The organism is Paracoccus yeei ATCC BAA-599, from assembly GCF_000622145.1.
In the GTDB taxonomy this organism is placed as follows: Bacteria; Pseudomonadota; Alphaproteobacteria; order Rhodobacterales; family Rhodobacteraceae; genus Paracoccus; species Paracoccus yeei.
The window spans coordinates 1-20,928 of record NZ_JHWH01000019.1; the positions used below are offsets into that span (position 1 = coordinate 1).

The following is a 20,928-nucleotide window of genomic DNA, read 5'->3' on the forward strand; positions in this document are numbered from 1 at the left end:
GAGAGAAGAAAGTGCTGCGCCATGGAGGCCTCCAGAGCCATCATGTTCACATGATGTTCTCAAAAGCCCACTGCGTCAACGCTATGGTGCGTTTGCTCCTAAGACCGCGCTTCTGAACGAGCACTGGTTCCTCACCCTTGCGGATGCGGCGGAAAAGTTGGAGGCTTGGCGGAGATACTACAACGAGGAACGGCCACATGGCGCGATCGGCAACAAGGTCCCGATCATGCTGACGAAATCAGGGGGCGTCACCAGCCCGTCACCCTGAGCAAAGCAGGAAAACTCTGCCTGCGGGCGGTCCAACGTTGGGGATCGGATCACGGTTGAGCAGACTCTACATCAGACTGAGAGATCTCGCGGAGGGCAGGTCAGATTGGCTCAGGTGCACGGCCTAATGTGGCGCAGTTTTCATTGTATGTGGACATCAGGACCCAACCTTTTGTATTAAAATAGAATTATTGGTTTTGTGCTGTGAAATACGCGATTGCAGAGCTTGCCACTCATGATCGATCAAGCGCGGGCGGGTTGCAGCCAATTGGCTTCCGTACCAAATTCCCGCAGTTGTGCAGTAGCGTCACCGCATGATAAGAGCCCCAAAACGCCACAAGAAAACAAGAGCTGTAATGTCCAAGGTGATCCTGCATATCGGTACCCATAAAACCGGCACAACGACGATCCAAGACACCTTTGCATTGAACAGGAACCTTCTTTCCGGAAAAGGTCTCGTTTTTCCTGAAATAGGTAAGACAAACGGACAGCACGGCTTGGTAATGGACTGGATCAAGCTGCCCGAAGCCTACCATCTCGATACCACTGCTCAAGCGGCATGGACCAAGCTGGTAAGGGAGCATGCAAGATCGGATCGTACAGTGCTGATCAGCACCGAGGAACTCTCGCGCGGAAACCCGAATTCCCGGGTCGACATGCGAAAACTGCGAGACATGTTGTCTGAGTTTGACGAAGTAAAGGTTGTCTGCTTTCTGCGGAATCAGATTTCATTCCTGCAATCCATATATCTGCAGGTCGTCAAGAGCGGTGTGAATATTCATTGGGGAAACTTCTTTGAAGGCGCGGCTTCCTCCAAGATGGCCACGGGCTTGTTTCTGGATTACAATGATCTGAAAGACTATCTGGAAACTGCGTTCTCGCCAGAAGAAATTTCCTTTTTCTCATACGAGCGCGAGGCGCGCGAAAGTCACGGCATCATCGGCCGCATGATGACGGAATGTGGCTTGCCCCAGTTTGCCGGTGCGCTAAAAGACCTGCCTGCCGGGAACAGCAACGTCTCTCCCGATCCGCTGGGAACATGGGTTGTGGCGCATGTCCTTGGAGGCAAGCCGTTCAAATCATGGCTTCTGGAAACAGCAAGGGTTGCGCTGGACGACATTGGCAAGGACGGGATGAAAACAACCATCTTCACCAAGAACGAATATCAACGGCTCAAAGATGTATTCGGCCCCCTGAACAGGCAGTTCCAGGATAGGAATGGTGGAGTAGAAATCGGCGCTTTTCCGAAGGAAGATAACGTGGTCTTCAGAGATTCACTGACTCCAGCGTACTGGGTCCAACTGTCGCGCCGCCTTGTCGACAAGATTTGAAGTCAGGACTGCAAGAATGTATAAGAGTTCGGTCCAGCAAACCGCTTCCACCACTCAACGGGCTTTCAGATTTCTCCGGATCTTCAATCTTCGCAGTTCGGAGAAGGCCCTGATCCGCGCCGCGAAGGCAGAAAATCTGTTCGACAAGACATATTACCTTGGCGCTTATCCCCATATTCATCCTCTGTTCAAGAAGTTCCCGCTCAGGCATTACGCGGTTTATGGCGAGAGCAGTGGTTTCCGGCCAAATCCGGACTTTTCCCCGTTCGCCTACCTGAAGTACAATGCCGATGTGCGCGCGGCGGGGATTTCTCCGCTTCTGCATTATGCAAAGACCGGCCGATTTGAGAACCGACTCTACAAGGATCTGCCAGAGGTCGAGCGGATCCCGCCTGAAAAGACGCCGAACATCGGTGCGCTGAAAAAGGAAGCGGTCAATCCCTATGCCGTTGTAGTTCACGTTTATTATCCGGAGCTATGGCCCGAATTTGAACAGATCCTGAAAAGCCTGACCATCGACTTTGACCTGTATGTCACCCTGACTTATCGGGGAAAGGCTACCAACGAATGTCAGCGCCTTGTGTCCGAAGCGTTCCCCGATGCCGTGGTGGTCCAGATGGAAAACCGTGGCCGCGATATTCTGCCCTTCGTCAGCTTGGTGAATGCTGGGCTTCTGTCAAGATACAAGGCGATCTGCAAGATCCACACCAAGAAGTCGCCCCACCGACTGGACGGCGATATTTGGAGGCGGCACCTGATCGAAGGCTTGTTGTCTCCAGAAACCCTTCCCGACCGGCTTGACAATTTCATGCGCGACGACAGGACGTCGGTTTGGGTGTCCGACGGACAGCACTATGAAGACACGAAGTGGTGGGGGTCGAATTATGAAATAACCCGGCAGATCCTGCACAGGGTGGAAATCGAGCTGGACCGGGCGAATTGCGGCTTTCCCGCAGGCTCGATGTACTGGCTGAAATCCGACATGATCGCCATGATCAAGGCCTTGCAGCTGAACGCCAACGATTTTGACATTGAGTATGGCCAGGTCGACGGGACGGTAGCTCATGGCTTTGAACGGGCCATGGGGCCGCTATGCAAGGCATTCGGCAACAGGATCGTCCAGACGACCGAACTGGAGACTGCTGTTCGGGAGGCTACGCCGGCCAGCAAACCGCGCTATGTCAGCGCATTCTATCTGCCGCAGTTCCATCCCACCAAGGAAAATGACCGCTGGTGGGGCAAGGGTTTCACCGAGTGGCGGAATGTGGTGACTACGAAGCCTTCCTTCGAAGGGCACACCCAACCCATGCTTCCCTTGGATCTGGGATTTTACGACCTGCGCCTGCCCGAGGTGATGGGCAGTCAGGCAGAGCTTGCGCGGAAGGCGGGGATCGACGCCTTTTGCGTCTATCACTACTGGTTCAACGGCCGCCGGATATTGGAACAGCCGCTGGACAATCTGCTGAAGCGTCCTGATATCGACTTTCCCTTCTATCTGTGCTGGGCGAACGAAAGCTGGCGCCGGAACTGGGATGGCATGTCGGGCACGGTTCTTCTGGAGCAAAGCTACCTGGAAGGGTTTGAAACCGCCTTTGCCGACGATTGCGCGCCCTATATGCGCGACGAAAGATATCAGCGCCCCGATGGCGTCCGGCCACGGTTCGTCATCTATCGGCCAAGCGATTTGCCCGATGCCGCGGCGTCGGTCGAGAGACTTCGGCAGGCCTGGAGGCGCAATGGCGTAGGCGAGGTCGAAATCGGTGCTGTCCTGTTCCATCTGGACCGCGACAAGGATCACCGCCAGGACTGCTTCGATTTCTGGATTGAAATGCCTCCGCATGGTCTGGTCCAAGGGGACGACTATCTGTTTGGCGGGCCCAAGGGGAACGTTCTGGAGCGCGGGATGCAAGGCGAGTTCTCGGGCCTTGTTTACGATTACAACAGGATTGCCCAGACGTCCGTCTCGGACAAGTATTCAAGGGCTCTTCCGCCCAATACCATCCGGGGGGTGATGCCGTCCTGGGACAATACCGCACGACGCGGGAAAGACGCACATATCGCCTTGGGGGCGAACCCCGCATCCTTTAACCTCTGGCTCCGGGCGCTCCGGGAAAAAGCGTTGGTTCAATCCTATCGGCAGGAACTGTTCATCAACGCTTGGAACGAATGGGCCGAAAAGGCTATGCTGGAACCAAGCATGAAATACGAGGACCTGTACCTGACTGTGCTGTCGCGTCATTGCGGCAAGCAAGATGAGCCCATTTCATGATGGCTCCCGTGCGGACTTGGGCAAAGTCGCTGGCTCTTTCCCTCTCACTGGCGTTGCTGTCGGCAGTGCCAGCGCGGGCGGAAGCCGACATCGTGTTTGGCCCGAGTCCGCGCGCGCTTGACAATCAGACGCTGTTTGGCGCCGACACAGTACCGGTATGGAGGAACCTGCATGAGGCTGGGGTCCAGGAAATCCTACTGAATGGCACGTTCCTGATGAAAAGCGAACTGCGGTTTGGCAGGAATGAGAACGGGACCTATATTCCCCGCCCAGAGGAGACTTACCTGCGGCAGGCCGATCTTGATGCCTTGGCCCGGCTGCAGCGCGATCTTGGCTTTTCGATCAGTTACGAGGCGGGGGCGGGCCTGTCTGGTGATGCGTGCAGGCAGGGTTTCTCGCCCGAGGAACGGGGTCGGCATGCGGCTCGGCAAGAGTTCGACCAATCCTTGCAGCGCCTGTCCAACGCCGGGATTTCTATCTTTGCGCTGAACGTCGATGGCCCTTTCCTGCGTTTGATCGAAGGATCAACGAAGCAGTCCGGTTGTTTGAAGGTCAAGAAAAGCTTCGATATCGACACGACGGTACGGACGGTTCATTCTTACCTGGTCGAAATGCGCGAGTTGGTGACCAAGGCAAATAACGGCAACCCTCCGCAATTGCGGCTTGTGGTCAATCTTCCAAACTGGCGACTGCGAGGCCTGCCCAGACGCGGCGGCGGCACAAGCGTGGATCTTGTCGACGTCCTGGCTGCCTTTTCCAAGCTGCAGACCGACAGCCCGGACTCTGTCACCATATCGGAAATCGTGATCGATTATCCTTATGCGCTTGTTGCAGAGGACCCCGCGCTGTTTCGTGATCGCAGCAGGCACCTCTGGAATGCGACCCGCACCATCAACGGTTCAGGAGCGGAAGGGCCTCAATTCGGCTACATCACCAACAGCCTTTCCTATGTCAACGCCTGCCTCAAACGAGAACCTCGGCCAGATATCGCCTTTCTTCCCTATGTTCGAGGTGGCAAGCCGCTTAGCGAAGCCTGCCAGCGGGCGCAGATCGGTAAGGGAAACCTTCCCGATGGCCGCTCCGACAGCGACACGGATTATCTGCGCGACAGCCTTGCCTATGCGGACCAGCTTAGCCCCGGGGGTGCCCTGGCCGCGCAACTTGTGGTCAGCGACAGGACCCGGATTCCGTCCCATATCGCGCATTTCTACATGCAATCATGGGGTATGAACCCCATGCGAAACATCTGGTTCGCCGATCAGTTGCAGTGCCATCTGCGCGATACGTGCTGAGCGTCCGATACCGACCGCTGATTGCTGATGCGCTGAAGGGCGCCTATAAAGGCGTCTTGGGCTCTGCACGTATCACGCAAGGGTGGCCTTCAGGACCCCGCGGCGGATCTGATCCTCCTCGATCGATTCGAAAAGCGCGCGGAAGTTGCCCTCGCCGAAGCCACCGTCGCCCTTGCGCTGGATGAACTCGAAGAAGATCGGGCCGATCACCGTCTTCGAGAAGATCTGCAGCAGGATGCGGGTTTCGCCGCCGCCGACCACGCCTTCGCCGTCGATCAGGATGCCGTGCTTCCTCATGCGCTCGACGGGTTCCTGATGGTCCCTCACCCGCTTGTGCGACATTTCGTAATAGGTGTCGGGCGGGCCGGGCATGAACGTCATGCCGGCTTCGGCGATCCGGTCGGTGCCGGCATAGATGTCCTCGGTTGCGATGGCGATGTGCTGGATGCCCTCGCCCTTGTACCTGCGCAGGTATTCCTCGATCTGGCTGCGGTCGTCGGTGGATTCGTTGATCGGGATGCGGATCTTGCCGTCGGGCGAGGTCAGCGCCCGGCTGACCAGGCCGGTCTGCCTGCCCCTGATATCGAAATACTTGATCTCGCGGAAGTTGAACGTGTCGTGGTAGAACCTGTACCAGGTGTCCATGTTGCCGCGGATGACATTGTGCGTCAGGTGGTCGAGGTAGTAGAAGCCAAAGCCTTCGGGGCGGGGGCTCACCTCGTCCAGCCAGGCGTAATCGGCCTCATAGGCACTGCCTTCGGCGCCATATTTGTCGATGAAATACAAAAGCGAGCCGCCGATGCCGTAGACGGCGGGCGCCCCGATGGATTTGCCGGGGCCGGTGTATTCGGTGGCGCCCAGGTCCAGCGCGCGTTTCAATGCGACCTGCGCATCGACCACCCGCCAGGCCATGGCCGGCGCGCAGGGCCCGTGTTCCCCGACGAAGCCGGCCGCATGGCTGTCCGGGTCGGCGTTCAGCAGATAGTTGATGTCGCCCTGGCGATACAGTGTGATGTCCTTGGTCCGGTGCCGGGCGACCGGAACAAAGCCCATCTGGCGAAAGACCCGGTCCAGAACCGCAGAGTCGGGATGGGCGAATTCGACAAATTCGAAGCCGTCGGTGCCGGCGGGGTTTGCCGGGCTGATCGTGGCCTTCGGGGCATCGTGCGGGAACGGACCCATGGGCTCCTCCTGTTCGCGGGCGTCTTGGCCAAGATTGCCACGCAGCCCATGCACGGAGCTTGCGAAACGACAGCGATCCGCCCAGTCTGTGCACGACTCATGCGTATTCAGCCGAGAGATGCACGAAATGGAACTGGATCGTTTCGATCTTGCGATTCTTGCCGCGTTGCAGCGAGACGGTGCGCTGACCAACGCCGGGCTGTCCGGGCTGGTGAACCTGTCGGCCTCGCAATGCTCGCGCCGGCGCGCGGCGCTGGAAGAGGCGGGCGTGATCGAGGGCTATTCGGCCCGGCTCAGCGCCGCCAAGCTGGGCGTCGGGATGCGGGCCATCATCCGGGTGAACCTGTCCGCCCATGGCCAGACGAACGAACAGGACTTCGCCCGCTTCGTCGCCAGCCATGCGCAGATCCGCTCGGCCTTCTCGGTTTCGGGGGATGCAGACTACATCCTGGACGTGCGGGTCCGCGACCTTGAGGCCTTTGCCGATTTCGTCCATCGCCATCTGCTGCCGCACCCCCAGGTGTCGCAGGTCCGCTCGGAAATCGTGCTGAAAACGCTCAAGGACGAAGGCGGCGTGGTGCCGGCGCGGGCATAAGGGGCAGGCCTCTGGTGCCTTGCGCCTATCCCCGGCGCTCAGCGCGCCTCGTTGACGATGCGGACCTGGGTGAACTCGGCCAGGCCCTCCTCGGCGAACTCGACGCCAAGCCCCGATTGCTTGGCACCCCCGAACGGGATGTTCGGTCCGAAATCCAGGTGCTTGTTGATCCAGACCGTGCCGCTGTCGATGCGCTCGGCCACGCTGCGGGCCAGGTCTCGGTCCTCGCCCCAGACCGAGCCGCCAAGGCCAAGGTCCAGCCCGTTGGCGCTGGCGACGGCCGCCTCGACATCGTCGAAGCGGATCACCGGCAGGATCGGACAGAACTGTTCCTCGTCCACGATGCGATGGCCGTCCGCGACGTCGGCGACGATGGTGGGGCGGATGAAATAGCCCGGCCCGTCGGGCAGTGTGCCACCCGCGATGATGCGACCGTCAGCGCGGGCCGAGTCGAGCAGAGCCTTGACCTTGTCGAACTGCATGCGGTTTTGCAGCGGGCCGATGGTGGTGCCCTGCTGCAGGCCGTCGCCGACCACGGCGGCTTCGGCCAGTTCGGCCAGCCGGGCGCAGACCTCGTCATAGATCGAGCCGTGGACATAGGCGCGCTTGATCGCCAGGCAGACCTGCCCGGCATTCATGAAGGCGCCCGCGAACAGTCCTGGAGCAGCCTTGGCCGGATCGGCGCCCGGCAGCACGATGGCCGCGTCGTTGCCGCCCAGTTCCAGCGTCAGCCGCTTGATGGTTGATGCCGCGCTGGCCATGATCTTTTGCCCCGTCGCGGTCGAGCCGGTGAAGCTGATCTTGGCGACGTCGGGGTGTGCCGTCAGCGCCGGGCCCAGGTCGTTCTGGTCGGTGACGATGTTGACCACGCCCGGCGGCAGGATCTCGGCGATGATCTCGCCCAGCTTCAGCGTGGTCAGCGGCGTGGTCGGTGCGGGCTTCACCACCATCGTATTGCCGGCAAGCAGTGCCAGCGGCAGCTTGAAGGCCACAATCAGCACCGGGAAGTTCCACGGGATGATCGCCCCCACCACCCCCAGCGGCTTGCGGAACTGCCGGACAAGCCGGTTGTCATTGTCCTCGATCACCTTCACAGGCAGGTCGTAGCCCGCAAGGTGGCGGATGAAGGCGCAGGTATAGGCAATCTCGGCCTGCGCCTCGGGCAGGGGCTTGCCCTGTTCCTGCGTCAGCAGCCGGGCGAATTCCTCGGCCCGTGCCTCAAGCTGGTCGGCGATCCGCAGGATCAGCGCGCGCCGATCATTGATCGGGCGTGCGGCCCAAGCCGGAAAGGCTGCCTTGGCCGCGGCCACCGCCGTGTCGAGCTGCCCCCTGGACGCGCGCGGCGCCCGGGCCAGCACCTGTTCGGTGGCGGGGTTAACGACCGCCATGGTCATGTCGCCGTGCACCAGCTTTCCGTCGATCAGCAGTCTGTATTCGGTCATCTCACCCCTCCTGGACCCTTCTGGCGAGTCTGGGACAGGGGCCGGCGCGATTCTTGCCAAATCCGGCCAATCGTCGCGCCCGCCCCGCCGGGCCCGGAAATCTGGCCGGAAATGTCAGGTTCGTCTCGGGCGCCCATCGCCGCGATCCGTCGCAAAACTGTCATATTCGCAAGGGCTTCGCGACGTCGCACCGGCCGGGCCGCCAAGGCGCAGCTTTTTGAGAGGTCGCGGCCCGCCTGTGCTAAAGTCGGCAGCAACAGGGAATAGCCGGGCCAAGGCGCGATACGACGACCCCCCGGCGCAGCCACGGGAAATGCCATGCACACGTCATGGATTCGCGGAGCCGTCGCATCGATGCTTCTGGGGCCAGAGGCCGACCCCGTCCACGCGGCGGCCGAGCCGCCGATGCCGCTGGAAACCTTCGTCGGCCGGCTGGAGCGCGAACGCGCGGCCAGTACCGACAGCTTGCACGTGTGGCGCTCGGGCGAGGGTATCCGACTGACCGGCATTGGCGTCCTGGGCGAGGCCGTCGCCCCCCGCCGCACCCTGGGCGAGGCGTTGCGCACCTTTGCGCGCGGCTTTCCCGTGCTGCAGTCGAACAGCACCGTTTCGCTCGATGTGACGGGGGACGAGGCGCATGTCTCGTACCGCGTGCTCGACCCGCGGATCTGGCCGCGCCGGGCGGATGCCGAACTGACCCTGGGCCTGATCCGCAGCATCTGCAACCGTTACGGCGTTCCGCGCGACGCGATCCAGGACCTGTGCTTTGAACACGAGACCGATCGCGACCTGCGGGCCTTGGCCCGCCATCTGGGCCGCATGCCGCGCTTCGGTCAGGACGAGAACCGCATCACCTTTCGCGCCGAGGTGCTGTCGCACCGGCTGCGGGTCGAACCGCAGGGGGACCCGCTGGACAGCGCAAGGCGGCTGGACGGCGCCTTGATCGACCTGCGCCGGCAAACCCCAGTCGCCCAGCGGGTGCATGCGCTGATCCTGGCGCAGATCGGGCGCGGGTCGGTCAACCAGGGCCATGTCGCCGCGCAGCTTGGCATGTCCGAACGCTCGCTGCGCCGGGCCTTGGCCGCCGAGGGCCAGTCCTTCCACGAGATCCTCGAGGAATGCCGCCGCGCCCATGGTTTCGCGCTGCTGGTGCGCAGCGACCGGCTGTTCGGCGAAATTGCCCTGCTGCTGGGCTATTCCGATCAGACTGCCTTTTCCCGCTGGTACGGCGCTTCGCCGCGCGAACTCAGGAAGATGGGCGCCGAGGAGGTCAGCGTGATCCGCTGATCGAACTGCCCCTCGCGCGCCGGCCCGCTATGGGCGATGAAGATGCGGGTCGTGTCGGGCCGCCGCGCGTCAATGGCGGCCAGGATGCGGCAACAGGCGGCATCGTCGATTTCCGAGAATGCCTCGTCGAAAATCAGCACCTCCGCCGGGCGCAACAGCAGGCGGGCGATGGCGATGCGCTGGCGCAACCCGCCCGAAAGATTGGTGCCCGTCTCGTTGATGGGGGTCGCAAGCCCCGCCCCGGCCAGGGCCCAGCCCTCCAGGTCGGCGGCCGTCAGCACCTGCCACAGCGCGGCGTCACAGGCGTCGGGCGCAGCAAGGCGCAGGTTTTCGGCCAAGGTGCCCCGCAGGATCGCCGGGCGCTGCGCCAGATGGGCAATGCGGGCGGTCAGCGCGACAGGGCGCAGACTGGAGGGCTCGGCCCCCGCAAGCCGCGCTGTGCCTTCTGCCAGAGGTGCGTCGCGGGTCAGCAAGGCCATCAGCCGCGACTTGCCGATGCCCGAAGGGCCGTCGAGCAGCACCCGCTGGCCGGGAAGGATCCTGGCCGTCACGGGATGATGGGCGGCGCCCTCGGCTCGGGCGGCGTGCAGGGTGATGGCCAGCGGCTTGCGCGGCGGCTCGGCGCCCTTGTCCGGTCTTGCGGCGGCGATCACCGCGCCCAGCCGGTCCGCCGCCACCCGCGCGCGGGCCTGGGCATGATAAAGGCCCAGCAGGTTGCGCAGCGGGCCCGACATCATCCCGGCATAGGCCAGGAAGGCGACCAGCGTGCCGATCTGCCAATGCCCGCGCACCACCTGCCAGCCGCCGACCAGCAGGATGGCGCCGCGCAGGACGGCGGTGATGGTCTGGCTGACCGCGCCCACCGTCTCGGACCACAGCCGCTGGCGTGTCAGACCGGCGATCTGTGCCCGCTGGGCAACGTCGAAGCCTGCGGCACGAAGGTCCAGCGCGCCAAGGCTGCGCAGGGTGGCGCGGGCGGACAGCGTCTCGGCCATCTGTGCGGACAGCGCGCCGCGCTGGCTGCGCACCATCTCGGCCAGCGCCCGGGTTCGAGGCCGGGCACGGGACAGGAACCACAGCTCGAAAGGCGCGGCAAGCAGCGGCAGCGCGGCCATCCGCCAGTCCAGCGCGATCATCAGCCCCAGCCCGCCGGCCAGCCGGAACAGCGCCCCCACCGCCACCAGCAAGGTGTCAAAGGCAAAGCTCTGGATTTCGGCGCAGTCGCCGTCAAGCCGGGCCATCGCCTCGCCCAACGTCAGGTCGGCCTTGGCCGGATCGCGCGCCAGGGCCGCCCCGAACAGGCGGCCGCGCAGATCGGCCAGCATCCGTGTCGAGGCGCGCAGGTGCAGCATGGCGTTCACCATGCCAAAGCCGACCGCCCCCAGCCCCAGCGCAAAGGACAGTCCGGCCCAAAAGACCAGCGCGCCCATGTCATGAGCCATGATGCCGGCGTCGATGACCTGCCGGGTCAGCATCGGCATTGCCAGTCCCAGCGCCGCCGCCGCCAGCGAGGCGGCCAGCACCACCAGCCCGGAGGGCAGCGCTCGTGCCATCACCGGCGCCAGCCAGCAGGCCGCCGGTACACCAAAGATCAGCCGCGCAAGGCGGGCGGCCAGCCTATCCATGGCCGCGCCTCCGTTCGGGGCTGTGATGGATTGCCCGCGCGGCCAGCGCGGCGATGGCGGCAGGCCCGTCCAACCTGCCGGTCTTGGCCATGATCGCCGCCAGATGGCCCGCGACGCGCGCCGCGCCCAGGCTTGCGCCGCCCATGCCGCGCGGGCCATGCTCGGGCGAGTTGCACCAGGCGCCGAACAGCGCCGGGCCCAGATGCGACAGCTCGTCCCAGCCGCAGCGCGCATCGCCGGTTGCGGCTACCACGCCGGAATAGGCGGCGGGAAAGCAGGGGGCGCCCCGTGCCGGATGCGCCGCGACCAGCACCGCGCCTTGCGCCAGCAGCGCCGCGCAGCCCGCGCGCAGCGGCGCACGGTCGGCGCCAAGGCCGAGGCTCATGCAGATCACCTCGGGGCGTGCGCTGCCCATCGAACCGAACCAGCGCAGCGCGGCGGCGACGCGCAGCGCGCTGGTCAGCGGCCGATCGTCAAAGACCTGCGCATGCAGCACCGCCGCGCCGGGGCAGGCGCGGCGGATGATCGCGGCAACGGCGGTACCATGGCCCAGCCGGTCGAGCCGGGCGGGCATGGCCGCGCCGTCGGCAAGAAAGGCGCGGGCCGGCTCCAGCGGATCGTCGGGGCCGGGGCCGCTGTCGATCACCCCCACCCGCAGCACGTCATTCGTCCCGCGTGAAAAGCCGGACCGAGGCGAGCGACATCGAGGCATTGCCGGGCAAATCGATCTGGCCCTTCTTCTCCAGCGTCTCGGCGTCATAGGCGGCAAGGTCGCCCAAGGCGCCGCCCAGCCAGACCGTCCTGCCGTCGGTCGAGACGTTCACCGAATAATAGCTGTGCGGCAAGCTGACCCGCTTGATCGAGGCGTTGTTCACCAAGTCGAAACTTTCGAGCACGTTATAGGCCCCGAAGGCGCGATCCCGGGCGGGGTTCACCGCGGTCGAGAAATAGAACACGTCCATCGGCCGGATGTCCTGCATCACCATCTTGCCGGTTTCCAGGTTCATCGTCAGGATGCCGGTGCGGAAGGTCGCGGGATCGTTCGGATCGCCGTCCTTGAGGCTGGTATAGAACGGCGTCGCCATCACGCCCGAGCTTTCGTGCTGGCTCCAGACCGCCAGCACGTCGGGCTGGGCATAGGTGTCGGATTTCCAGGTCTGGATCGGCAGATCCTCGACCAGCGCGCCGGTGGCGGCGTCGATGACGTGCATGGCGCGGCCCAGGCCGTAAAGCCGCGTGCCGTCCAGCGACCATGCCAGCATGGTGATCTGGCGCGGCGCCTGGAACACCGTGCGCCGTTCCAGCGTCTCGGCGTCGTAAAGCGCGATGCGGGTGGGCTGGACCTCGAAATGCGTCAGCGCCAGCTTCACCGGGCTTTCGTAGATGGCCAGAGTCCTGCCGTCGGGCGACAGCGCCGCGCCGAACAGCGACTTGACCCGTTCCCCGGGCGTGGACAGGTCGATGCGGCCCAGAGTCTGGCCGGTCATGAGGTCGATCTTGACCAGGCTTTCGGTCTTGTTGACCGTGGCAAAGGCGGTCTTGCCATCCGGCGCGACGATGGGGACCATCGGGGTCGGGCCGGCGTCCTCGATCTCGATGACCTTGTCGACGGCCATGCGTTCGCTATCGACCACGATCAGCTTGTTCGGTCGCGCCGGGGCCAGGATATAGTCATGCGCGGCAGCCGGGCCGGCCAGCGCCAGCGCCGCCGCAAGCATCAGGGATCTGCGCATCAGGACGAGCCTTTCGTTTCCGGGAAGACCGATTGCAGCTTGCGCCAGTCCTGCATGACGTCGTCGGCGCCGGCGCTCCAGTCCGGGTAGGTGTTCAGCGTGTCCGCGACCTGCGCGGGCCACCAGCAAGGGTCGGCACAGCCGTACAGGTCGGCCTCCATCGGCTGGCACAGGTTCGAGACGGCGCCGAAGGCGTCCACCTCCCAGCCGGGGTCGAAGGAGGTGGTGCAGCCGACCAGCGAATTCATCGCCACGACCTCCTCCTCGCGGCCCAGGGCCTCGGCTTCCACAAAGGCCTTCGCCTTGGCGTTGGCGGGGGTCAGGTGTTTCATTGCAGATGCTCCCTTGCGGTGCCGGATCGGGCGATCCGGGGCTCCAACTGGCTGCGGAAGAAGGATGGGTTGGCCTGCATGATGCGGACATAGGATTCGATGCCGAAATCGACCCAGTCGCGCATCAGGTCGCAATAATGCCAGACCGGGGCGAAGGGATCGCCTTGCCGGGCATAGCTTTCGTGATAGCAGCCGCCAGCGCAGATCGACCGGATGCGGCAGATCTTGCAGCCATAGGCGCTGCGGTCCTGCGCCGTCTCGATGAAGCGCGCCAGTTTCGGCACGTCGATGCCCTGCGCGACATTGCCATAGGTCGGCTGGTTCGAGCCGACGAAGCGGTGGCAGAGGTGCAGATCGCCCTCCTTGTCCACGGCAAGCATTCCCAGCCCGGCGCCGCAGGGCACCGCCTTCTTGGTGCCCTGGGCGATGTCGGTCAGCAGTTGGTGCATGTTGGAAAAACCGATATTCTCGCCCCGGCAGGCGGCCTCGACATAGCGCCGGCCCAGGGTCTTCATGTCCTCGAAGGCGGCTTGCAGCGCCTGCTGGTCCAGGTTGAAGACCGCGATCGGCCCCGAGGTCGCCGGGCCGAAGCCCACCTCGTGAAAGCCGAGATCGTTCTTCAGGTGGTCGTGGATGCCGATGACGTCGGTCACGCCGCGCGTCAGCGTCACCCGCACGCCGACCGGGCGCGAGCGATAGCGCGCGAGCAGCATGCGCACATTGCGCGCCACCAGGTCATAGGTGCCCTTGCCGCCCACCGTCTTGCGGTTCTGGTCGTGCAGCAGCTTGGGCCCGTCCATGCTGACCGTCAGCGCGAAGCGATGCGCGTCGAACCAGTCGACCAGGTCGGGCGTCAGCAGCGTCGCATTGGTGGTCAGCGAGAAGTCGACCGTCTTGCTCAGCTCCGCCGCGCGCGGCAGGGCATAGGCCACCACCTCGCGGATCAGCGGCATGTTGGACAGCGGCTCGCCGCCAAAGAACACCACGTTCACGCGGTCGCGGGCATGGGCCTGCTTCAGCAGCAGCTCGAAACTGGCGCGCGCCGTCTGAAAGCCCATCTTCTGGCCCTTGGCGGGGGAGGTCAGGTCCTCCTTGTAGCAATAGGTGCAGGCCAGGTTGCAGCCGGTGTTCACGTTCAGGATGATCGTGGACAGCGGAATCTCCTCGACCTTCGTGATCGGGCGGGGGGTATCCGCCGCATCGGCGTCACGCAGGATGTCGAGCGCGAGGAAGCTGTGCAGGCAGTCGGCCAGCGTGTCCGGGCTGTGGCGGCTCAGCCGCGCCCGCATCAGGTCTGGGTCTACGGCGGGCGCGCTGCGGAACAGGTCATAGACGTCGCGCGCCACGCCGTCGAGCTCGAACAGGCTGGTCGTCGGCACATGCATCAGCATGGCATGGCCGTCGACATCGACGCGGTGGGCATTGTGGCGGATCAGGGTCAGGGCTCCCATGGCGTCACCGGATCGGCGCGTCGACGAAGCGCTGGACCGTGGCGTAAAGATGCGCCTCGGCGGTCAGCGGCGCGCCACCTGTGTCCACGGTGGCGATGACCTTCAGGTTGCCCGCGTTGTTGGTCTGCATCGGGCGTTCCGGGTTCGGCCCGGCGTCGCCTGGCGTAAAAAGCCCCGCATCGTCGATGACGCCCGCATATGTCGCATCCTCCATCGTCTCGGCCTCCTCGTTGAAGTTTTCCGTGGACCAGCGGGCCGGGAAGGCGCCAAGCGCGACATCGTCCGCCGTTCCCGCCTGGCCGTCGGCGCCGTTCAGCCAGCCCACCGCCTCGAACTGTGCGGGCACCTTGGGGATCGGCCCGCCGTTTCCGCCGATGCGGGCGATGGTCAGGTCGGGCACGATGCTGACGCGGTCGGGTTGGTCATAGGCGACCAGATCGACCCTTTGCCCGCCAAGGCCGATCGCAACCGGGCCGACCGCGCCGCTGGCGGTCAGTTCCAGCACCGCCACGCCGCCCTGGACCGATTCCACGCGGCCAGAGACACCTTCGGGCAAGGTCAGCGCGTCGGTCAGCCCCGCGCCTGCGATCCGTACCCGGGTCGGCACGCCGATCTTCAGCCGGGCGGGCTGGGCGGCCAGGACCTGCGCCGCCGCCTCGGGGCGCACCGCCGCCAGTCTGCCGCCGATCACGTCGCTGTCGGCGTGGTACCAGCGCCCGTCGAAGCGGCCGTCGTGAAAAACAAGGACCTGGCGGATCTCGGTCTTGCCGTCGCTCAGCGTCGCGCGCCATTCGCCGGCGCCCAGGATGCGGCCGGTGCCCTTGTAGCTTGCGCTGCCGTCGGCGAAGTCCAGCGTCATGGTCACGGCGTAATCGTCACCCGCCTTCGTCAGCGCAAGCCGTCCGGTATAGTCGCCACGCCCCAGCTGGCGCCCAGCCAGGACGTAGTCGCCCGAAGCGTCGCCGGCAAAGGCGGGCGGCGCCTCGCCCAGCGGATAGGTCTTGGCGAGGAAGGGAATGATCTCGGCCTGGGCGATGCCCCACCAGTCGCGATCCCGCGCCAGCGCCTGGTATTCCAGCGTCGGGAACTGGCCCAGGTGGAAGTTCACCAGATGCGCCCAATCCTCGGGCGTGCGGCGTTGCAGGGCGACGCGGGCATAGGAATGGCATCGGCCGCAGGTTTGGGTCATCAGCGTATCGGGACCCTCGTCGAAGGCCACTGGTTTGCGTTCCAGGATATAGCGGCGCCCCTCGGCTTCTTCGGGCGTCAGACCGCGGGTGTCGGACAGGTAGCGGACCACAGCCGCCCGCTCTTGCGGTTCCAGCGCGACGCCGTGATTGCGCATCATCCGTGTCACCGTCATGTCCCAGCCCTCGGGCGTCTTGCGGACGGCGTCGATGCGTTCCCACCGGCCGTCTTCGTGCCTGACGTGGCAGGCGGCGCAGGCGTTCTGCAGGACGTCCTCGCCGCTGACCGCCAGCGCCGGGGCGGCGGCAAGGGCGGCGGCAGAGACCAGGGCGGTTCGGGTCAGTGGCTTCATCTGGCGGCTTCCTGTGGCTTGTCGGGAATGGCCCGATCGCGATGAGGTCCAGAAAAGCGCCAGCGGCGGGCAGGTTCTTGTCATTCCCGGCCAGAGTCGCGACGCATCGTCGCGCGCCCTGTGGCTTTGGCCGCAAATGTCAGGTTCGCGGGCGGCAATCCGGCGCAAGGTGCCTTTCATTCAGGCAAGGCAGGGTAAGGAAAGGGAACGGCGCATGGGCGCGGATGCCGATCTGATCGTGCTGGGAGGTGGGCCGGCAGGCGCGGTTTCGGCCTGGCTTGCGGCGCGCGACGGGCTGCGCGTGCTGCTGATCGATCCCGCCCGCGACCGGCCGAGGCTCGAGGGGCTCAGCCCGCGCCTGCACCGTTGGCTGGCGGGCCAAGGGCTGATCGACGGGTTTGCCGGCATTTTCGGCCCGTTCAGGCGGCAGGTGGACTGGGCGGGCGTCAGCGAAAGCAATGCCGAACACGTGGTTGAGCGCGCTGCGCTGGACGCCCATCTGCGCCGCTGCGCCCAGGCTGCTGGCGCCCGGCTGGCCATCGGCAGCGGCCGGCCCGAGCCGGGCGGCGTGTGGCTGGGCAGCGACAGACTGCGCGCGCCCATGGTCATCGACGCACGAGGTCGCCGCGCGCGCGCAAGCATTGGCAAGGCGCCGGCCACGGTGGCGCTGTCCGGCTGGGTGCGGGCCAACCTGCCTCCCGGCATTCGGCTGGTGGCGCTGCCGCAGGGCTGGCTGTGGCGGGTGGCGATGCCCGATGGACGGGTCTGGATCCAGGCGGTGCTGGACGCCGCCGGCGACGGCAGCCCGGCTGGCCGGCTGCAAGCCGCCATGGCCGCGGCCGAGCCGGCGCTGGCTCATGCGCCGCTTTCCGGCCAGCCTCTGGTGCGCGAGGCGGCACCGCGCCTGCCCGGGCCAGTCGGGGCATTGGACCTGCTGCGCGTCGGCGATGCCTTGGCTGCCATGGACCCGCTTTCGGGCCACGGCCAGTTCTGGGCGGTGTCGAGCGCGCTTGCCGTCGCGGCCGTGCGCCGCACGCTGGCGGCCCGGCCCGGCGCGCAATCCCTTTGCCGCCGCTTCCTTACGCAACGGGCGCTGCAGACCAGCCTGCACCAGGCGCGGATCGGACGTGATTTCCTGCGTGCCGAGCCACGCTTTCGCGCCGAGCCCTTCTGGGCAGCGCGGCGGGACTTTCCCGACGACCTGCCCGCCTTGCCACCGCCCGAGCGCCCGCGCATCGCCCGCACCATCCTGGTCGAGGACGGCCTTCTGGCCGAGCGCGAGGTGCTGCATACCCCCGCCGCGCCGCAGGGCATCGGCTGGTTCGGCAGCATCCCGGCGGCCGAGGCCTGGCGGTCCTGGCAGCAGGGCGGCGCCCCGGCCCTGCATGCCCGCTGGGGCGCGGCGGGCGCGCAGATTGCCCGGCAGCTCGCACCGGCCGGCCCGTCCTGACCGGGCGATGCCGCTGGGTCGTCGATCACCCGGCAACGCAGGTCCGAGCGTCCTCATCAACAATGTCGGCGGCGCGATCCGAATGAGGCCCTTCGCCAAATTCGAACCCGCCCAGATCGACGCCGAGATCCGCCGGTCGCTGATGCCGACGCTGTATTGCTGCCGGGCGGTCCTGCCGCATCTGATGGCGCGGGCGGCGGGACCATCGTCAACGTGTCTTCGGGCGGGACCGAGGCCCCGCCCCGCCCGTCCCCCGAAACGCCGAGGGCGGCAGCCCCGACGAGCAACGCGGGATGGCCGGGGTGGTCGCACAGGTCAAGCATTCGGGGTTCATGCGCCGCTATGGCGGCATTCGGGAACAGGCCGCGCCGATCCTGTGCCTGGCCTCGGACGAGGCGTCCTACATCACCGGCTCGGGTCTGCCCGTGGCGGGCGGCGACCTGGGCTGACGGCATTGACGACAACAGGGAGGCTTTGGCCTGCCCAGGGACGTCGTGGGCTTCTGCGCCGCCGCCGCGCTGGCCATCGCGCTGATCGGCGCCAACCCCCCGCCGAGGCTGCTGTTCGCCCCGGTCTTCGTGGCGGGCGCCACCAGCATCGGCACGCAGATCCTGCTTTATGCCAGCGTGGCGCAGCTTTACACCCCGTCGTTGCGCGGGGCGGGCCTGGGCTGGACCTCGGGGTGGCCGGATCGGCGCCATCGCCGGGCCGACCTTCGGGGGCGTGCTGCTGGCCTGGGGAATGCCGCCGGGTCAGAACTTCCTGATCTTCGCGATTCCGGCTGCCGTACCGGCCCTGGCGATGCTGGTCTTTGCGGTCAGCCAGGGGCGCGCGCGGGACAGCGCGCGGCAGGCCGCCGCCTGACCGGCAGGCCTGGACGCGCGTCGCAGCGAAAACCGGGCCCGGGAGCCGCGGGTCCCGCAAGCACGCCGGGGTGGACGGACCGGCCGAGCCTGACGTAACCTCCGGGCACAAGACCCGCGACCGGCCACAGCACCGGCAACTGTTTCCATCTCGAGGCGGCCCGTGACCAGCCATCCCTGCGATCTCCCCCTGGCCGCTTCCCCTGGCGGTCCACATCCCCGGCGCGCCTTCCTTACCCTTCACGGCTGCGCCCCGCCGCCGCCAGAGTCGCCTTGATGCCGGTGCGGCTGGCGATCCTTCTGGTCCTGCTGTCGGGAATGCTGTCGGCCTGCTCGCCCCGGCCGACCGGGCTGATGCAGCCGGTCGTGGCCCCGGTCGAGACCGGCCCTGCGGTCGATGTTCTGGTGGCCACCAACCGCCAGATGTTGACCGACCGGGCCGAGCGTTACGGCGGCCGGCGCGACCCGCAGCTGCATCTCGACGCGGTCAAGGTGGGGATCCCCGCGAACCGCCCCAGCGGCACGATCCAGTGGCCGCGCACCCGTCCGCCCCAGCCGACGACCGATTTCCACGTCCGCCAGGTGCAGGACATCAGTTCGGTGGCGCAGGGCCGGGCCTGGATGCGCCAGCACCGCGTCGGCGGCCATGTGCTGCTGTTCGTTCACGGGTTCAACACGACCTATGGCGAGGCGGTCTATCGGCTGGCCCAGATCGCGCATGACGGCGATGTGGCGGCGACACCGATCCTGTTCACCTGGCCGTCGCGTGGAAGCCCCGTCGGCTATAACTATGACCGCGAAAGCGCGCTTTATTCCCGCACCGCGTTGGAACAGTCGCTGCGAATCCTGGCCGACGACCCCTCGGTCACGCAGATCACCATCCTGGCCCATTCCATGGGCGCCTTCCTGACCATGGAATCGCTGCGCCAGATGAGCATCCGCAGCGGCCCCGTGAATCCCAAGATCCGGGACGTGGTCCTCGCCTCGCCCGATATCGACATCGAGGTGTTTTCCCGCCAGTTCATTGAAATGGCCGCCCCGCGCCCGCGTTTCACCATCTTCATGGCCAAGGACGACCGCGCACTGGGTCTGTCGCGGCTGATCGCGGGTCGGGTCGAGCGCGTGGGCGAAATCGACCCCTCGCGCGAACCCTATCGCACCGCCCTGCTGCAGGCGGGGATCGACGCCATCGACCTGAGCCAGATCGACGTGCCGGGCGGCACGCACCATTCGCGCTTTGCCGAAAGCCCCGACATCGTGCGGCTGATCGGGCGCAAGCTGGCGCAGGGCCATCGGCTGACCAGCGACAACGGCTCTGGAGGCAGCATCTTCATGGTCGCGGCCGGCACGCTGCACACGCTGGGCGCCGTGGTGACGGCGCCGGCCCGCGTGCTCGAAGAGGGCGCCGAGCCCCAGCCCAGTCCCGGAACGACGCTGGCCGCCGATCCGTCCCTGATCCCGGCCGGGCAATAGGGGCGCTGCGCAAGCCTTTGCGCCTGCGATGCGGGATTGTTCGAATCCCTGTTCTGGGGTAATCTGAACGAACTGTTTGCAGTGACTTTTCGACTGGAAGACTCTGCCCAGATCCATCCGACATCTGGGACTTTCTATTGAAGCAAACGGAGACTCAGTCATGGCACAAGAACCCAAGGGTTCCAAGGAAGGCCAATCGACGACCCCAGGCAGCGACCCCGAGGCCGACCGCCCTGCATCCCAAGGCAGGTCGCTTGCACCCGAGACCAAGCTGGCGGATCTTTCGCTCAAGGATCTGACCGCGATCCTGCGCACCGAGGTGGCCAGCGCCATCGGCGCGATCCGCAACCCGGGCGGCATCTCGGGGGCGCATGTCAATTCGGGCCCGCCCGGTTTCGTCAACGGCGGCGGGCACGCGAACTTCGATCCCGGCTCGATCGCCGGGGTGCATGTCAACTCGGGGCCTCCGGGCTTCGTGAACGGCGGGGGCCATGCGAACTTCGACCCCTCGGGGGGCACGGGAACGCATGTGAATTCCGGCCCGCCCGGTTTTGTGAACGGCGGCGGGCACGCGAATTTCGACCCCGGCTCGATTGCGGGCTCGCATGTGAACTCGGGGCCTCCGGGCTTCGTGAACGGGGGCGGGCATGCCAATTTCGACCCCTCGACGGTCCTCAACCCCGGCCGCGACCTGACCCGGGTCACGCTGCCGGGCGGGTTGCGCGTCGATGTGCCCGCGACCGGGGCCTTTGACATGACGGTGCGCGGCACCCGCATCCGGCGCTAGGCCGCCCAT

19 protein-coding genes are annotated in these 20,928 nt (G+C 65.7%); 11 read left to right on the forward strand and 8 right to left on the reverse strand.

Annotation, left to right across the window (positions count from 1 at the left end; translation table 11 throughout):
* The 4 genes from BU28_RS26320 to BU28_RS0111560 all read left to right on the forward strand — a co-directional run.
* Positions 1–268, forward strand: a 268-nt coding sequence (locus BU28_RS26320) for an integrase core domain-containing protein (RefSeq protein ID WP_248616125.1), incomplete at its 5' end; no start/stop codon positions are given.
* 355 nt (positions 269–623) lie between these two features.
* Entirely contained in the window at positions 624–1,598 is a 975-nt protein-coding gene (locus BU28_RS22760) for a sulfotransferase domain-containing protein (protein ID WP_051578144.1), read from the forward strand.
* A 16-nt stretch (positions 1,599–1,614) separates the two neighbouring features.
* Complete coding sequence (locus BU28_RS22765) at positions 1,615–3,867, forward strand: glycoside hydrolase family 99-like domain-containing protein (RefSeq protein ID WP_051578145.1); 2,253 nt, start codon at positions 1,615–1,617, stop codon at positions 3,865–3,867.
* Entirely contained in the window at positions 3,864–5,159 is a 1,296-nt protein-coding gene (locus BU28_RS0111560) for a hypothetical protein (protein WP_028719630.1), read from the forward strand. Before BU28_RS22765 ends, BU28_RS0111560 begins: the two co-directional genes overlap by 4 nt.
* Before the next feature lie 72 nt (positions 5,160–5,231).
* Here BU28_RS0111560 and hppD read toward each other — a convergent pair whose 3' ends face one another.
* Entirely contained in the window at positions 5,232–6,341 is a 1,110-nt protein-coding gene (gene hppD / locus BU28_RS0111565) for a 4-hydroxyphenylpyruvate dioxygenase (RefSeq protein ID WP_028719631.1), read from the reverse strand.
* 127 nt (positions 6,342–6,468) lie between these two features.
* On the opposite strand from hppD, the gene BU28_RS0111570 reads away from it, so the two are divergent.
* The gene (locus BU28_RS0111570; RefSeq protein ID WP_233145032.1) at positions 6,469–6,936 is read left to right on the forward strand and encodes an Lrp/AsnC family transcriptional regulator; all 468 of its coding nucleotides are present in this window, start codon (positions 6,469–6,471) and stop codon (positions 6,934–6,936) included.
* 38 nt (positions 6,937–6,974) lie between these two features.
* Here BU28_RS0111570 and BU28_RS0111575 read toward each other — a convergent pair whose 3' ends face one another.
* Positions 6,975–8,378 (reverse strand): aldehyde dehydrogenase family protein, encoded by a 1,404-nt coding sequence (locus BU28_RS0111575; RefSeq protein WP_028719633.1) that lies wholly within the window; start codon positions 8,376–8,378, stop codon positions 6,975–6,977.
* A gap of 354 nt (positions 8,379–8,732) precedes the next feature.
* Here BU28_RS0111575 and qhpR point away from each other — a divergent pair, with 354 nt between their 5' ends.
* Positions 8,733–9,665 (forward strand): AraC-like transcriptional regulator QhpR, encoded by a 933-nt coding sequence (gene qhpR / locus BU28_RS0111580; protein WP_233145033.1) that lies wholly within the window; start codon positions 8,733–8,735, stop codon positions 9,663–9,665.
* Here qhpR and BU28_RS0111585 read toward each other — a convergent pair.
* From BU28_RS0111585 to peaA, 6 genes are read right to left on the reverse strand one after another with little or no spacing between them, the layout of a single operon-like run.
* Positions 9,581–11,290 (reverse strand): ABC transporter ATP-binding protein, encoded by a 1,710-nt coding sequence (locus tag BU28_RS0111585; RefSeq protein WP_028719635.1) that lies wholly within the window; start codon positions 11,288–11,290, stop codon positions 9,581–9,583. The two genes, qhpR and BU28_RS0111585, sit on opposite strands and share 85 nt — an antisense overlap.
* Positions 11,283–11,951, reverse strand: a complete 669-nt coding sequence (gene qhpE, locus BU28_RS0111590) for a subtilisin-like serine protease QhpE (RefSeq protein WP_028719636.1) — start codon at positions 11,949–11,951, stop codon at positions 11,283–11,285. Before qhpE ends, BU28_RS0111585 begins: the two co-directional genes overlap by 8 nt.
* A gap of 1 nt (position 11,952) precedes the next feature.
* A complete protein-coding gene (peaD, locus tag BU28_RS0111595) occupies positions 11,953–13,023 on the reverse strand; it encodes a quinohemoprotein amine dehydrogenase subunit beta (protein WP_028719637.1) in 1,071 nt (356 codons plus the stop codon).
* Positions 13,023–13,355: a quinohemoprotein amine dehydrogenase subunit gamma QhpC gene (gene qhpC / locus BU28_RS0111600; RefSeq protein ID WP_028719638.1), complete on the reverse strand. Its 333-nt coding sequence runs from the start codon at positions 13,353–13,355 to the stop codon at positions 13,023–13,025. The genes peaD and qhpC overlap by 1 nt, the downstream gene beginning before the upstream one ends.
* On the reverse strand, positions 13,352–14,806 hold the full coding sequence (gene peaB / locus BU28_RS0111605; protein WP_028719639.1) for a quinohemoprotein amine dehydrogenase maturation protein: 1,455 nt from the start codon (positions 14,804–14,806) through the stop codon (positions 13,352–13,354). The genes qhpC and peaB overlap by 4 nt, the downstream gene beginning before the upstream one ends.
* Positions 14,807–14,810: 4 nt before the next feature.
* Positions 14,811–16,346, reverse strand: coding sequence for a quinohemoprotein amine dehydrogenase subunit alpha (gene peaA, locus BU28_RS0111610; protein ID WP_028719640.1), 1,536 nt, complete (start codon positions 16,344–16,346; stop codon positions 14,811–14,813).
* Between the two features lie 214 nt (positions 16,347–16,560).
* Between peaA and qhpG the strand changes: the two genes are divergently transcribed.
* The 5 genes from qhpG to BU28_RS0111635 all read left to right on the forward strand — a co-directional run bounded on the left by qhpG (position 16,561) and on the right by BU28_RS0111635 (position 20,919).
* A complete protein-coding gene (gene qhpG / locus BU28_RS22770) occupies positions 16,561–17,796 on the forward strand; it encodes a flavin-dependent monooxygenase QhpG (RefSeq protein ID WP_036762733.1) in 1,236 nt (411 codons plus the stop codon).
* Between the two features lie 293 nt (positions 17,797–18,089).
* Positions 18,090–18,245 (forward strand): SDR family oxidoreductase, encoded by a 156-nt coding sequence (locus BU28_RS26615; RefSeq protein WP_269845840.1) that lies wholly within the window; start codon positions 18,090–18,092, stop codon positions 18,243–18,245.
* A 169-nt stretch (positions 18,246–18,414) separates the two neighbouring features.
* Positions 18,415–18,660 carry a hypothetical protein gene (locus tag BU28_RS26080; protein WP_211254161.1) on the forward strand — a complete coding sequence of 82 codons (246 nt, stop codon included), beginning with the start codon at positions 18,415–18,417 and terminating at the stop codon, positions 18,658–18,660.
* 275 nt (positions 18,661–18,935) lie between these two features.
* Complete coding sequence (locus tag BU28_RS22780) at positions 18,936–20,132, forward strand: alpha/beta hydrolase (protein ID WP_036762734.1); 1,197 nt, start codon at positions 18,936–18,938, stop codon at positions 20,130–20,132.
* 160 nt (positions 20,133–20,292) lie between these two features.
* Positions 20,293–20,919 (forward strand): hypothetical protein, encoded by a 627-nt coding sequence (locus BU28_RS0111635; RefSeq protein ID WP_028719641.1) that lies wholly within the window; start codon positions 20,293–20,295, stop codon positions 20,917–20,919.
* Positions 20,920–20,928 lie beyond the last annotated feature (9 nt).

What these genes read in the sequence shown, in the direction of transcription:
- BU28_RS22760 (WP_051578144.1), top strand. Translation starts at nt 624, where the DNA reads ATGTCCAAGGTGATCCTGCATATCGGTACCCATAAAACCGGCACAACG.
- BU28_RS22765 (WP_051578145.1), top strand. Translation starts at nt 1,615, where the DNA reads ATGTATAAGAGTTCGGTCCAGCAAACCGCTTCCACCACTCAACGGGCT.
- BU28_RS0111560 (WP_028719630.1), top strand. Translation starts at nt 3,864, where the DNA reads ATGATGGCTCCCGTGCGGACTTGGGCAAAGTCGCTGGCTCTTTCCCTC.
- hppD (WP_028719631.1), bottom strand. Translation starts at nt 6,341, where the DNA reads ATGGGTCCGTTCCCGCACGATGCCCCGAAGGCCACGATCAGCCCGGCA.
- BU28_RS0111570 (WP_233145032.1), top strand. Translation starts at nt 6,469, where the DNA reads ATGGAACTGGATCGTTTCGATCTTGCGATTCTTGCCGCGTTGCAGCGA.
- BU28_RS0111575 (WP_028719633.1), bottom strand. Translation starts at nt 8,378, where the DNA reads ATGACCGAATACAGACTGCTGATCGACGGAAAGCTGGTGCACGGCGAC.
- qhpR (WP_233145033.1), top strand. Translation starts at nt 8,733, where the DNA reads ATGCTTCTGGGGCCAGAGGCCGACCCCGTCCACGCGGCGGCCGAGCCG.
- BU28_RS0111585 (WP_028719635.1), bottom strand. Translation starts at nt 11,290, where the DNA reads ATGGATAGGCTGGCCGCCCGCCTTGCGCGGCTGATCTTTGGTGTACCG.
- peaD (WP_028719637.1), bottom strand. Translation starts at nt 13,023, where the DNA reads ATGCGCAGATCCCTGATGCTTGCGGCGGCGCTGGCGCTGGCCGGCCCG.
- qhpC (WP_028719638.1), bottom strand. Translation starts at nt 13,355, where the DNA reads ATGAAACACCTGACCCCCGCCAACGCCAAGGCGAAGGCCTTTGTGGAA.
- peaB (WP_028719639.1), bottom strand. Translation starts at nt 14,806, where the DNA reads ATGGGAGCCCTGACCCTGATCCGCCACAATGCCCACCGCGTCGATGTC.
- peaA (WP_028719640.1), bottom strand. Translation starts at nt 16,346, where the DNA reads ATGAAGCCACTGACCCGAACCGCCCTGGTCTCTGCCGCCGCCCTTGCC.
- qhpG (WP_036762733.1), top strand. Translation starts at nt 16,561, where the DNA reads ATGGGCGCGGATGCCGATCTGATCGTGCTGGGAGGTGGGCCGGCAGGC.
- BU28_RS26615 (WP_269845840.1), top strand. Translation starts at nt 18,090, where the DNA reads ATGGCCGGGGTGGTCGCACAGGTCAAGCATTCGGGGTTCATGCGCCGC.
- BU28_RS26080 (WP_211254161.1), top strand. Translation starts at nt 18,415, where the DNA reads ATGCCAGCGTGGCGCAGCTTTACACCCCGTCGTTGCGCGGGGCGGGCC.
- BU28_RS22780 (WP_036762734.1), top strand. Translation starts at nt 18,936, where the DNA reads ATGCCGGTGCGGCTGGCGATCCTTCTGGTCCTGCTGTCGGGAATGCTG.
- BU28_RS0111635 (WP_028719641.1), top strand. Translation starts at nt 20,293, where the DNA reads ATGGCACAAGAACCCAAGGGTTCCAAGGAAGGCCAATCGACGACCCCA.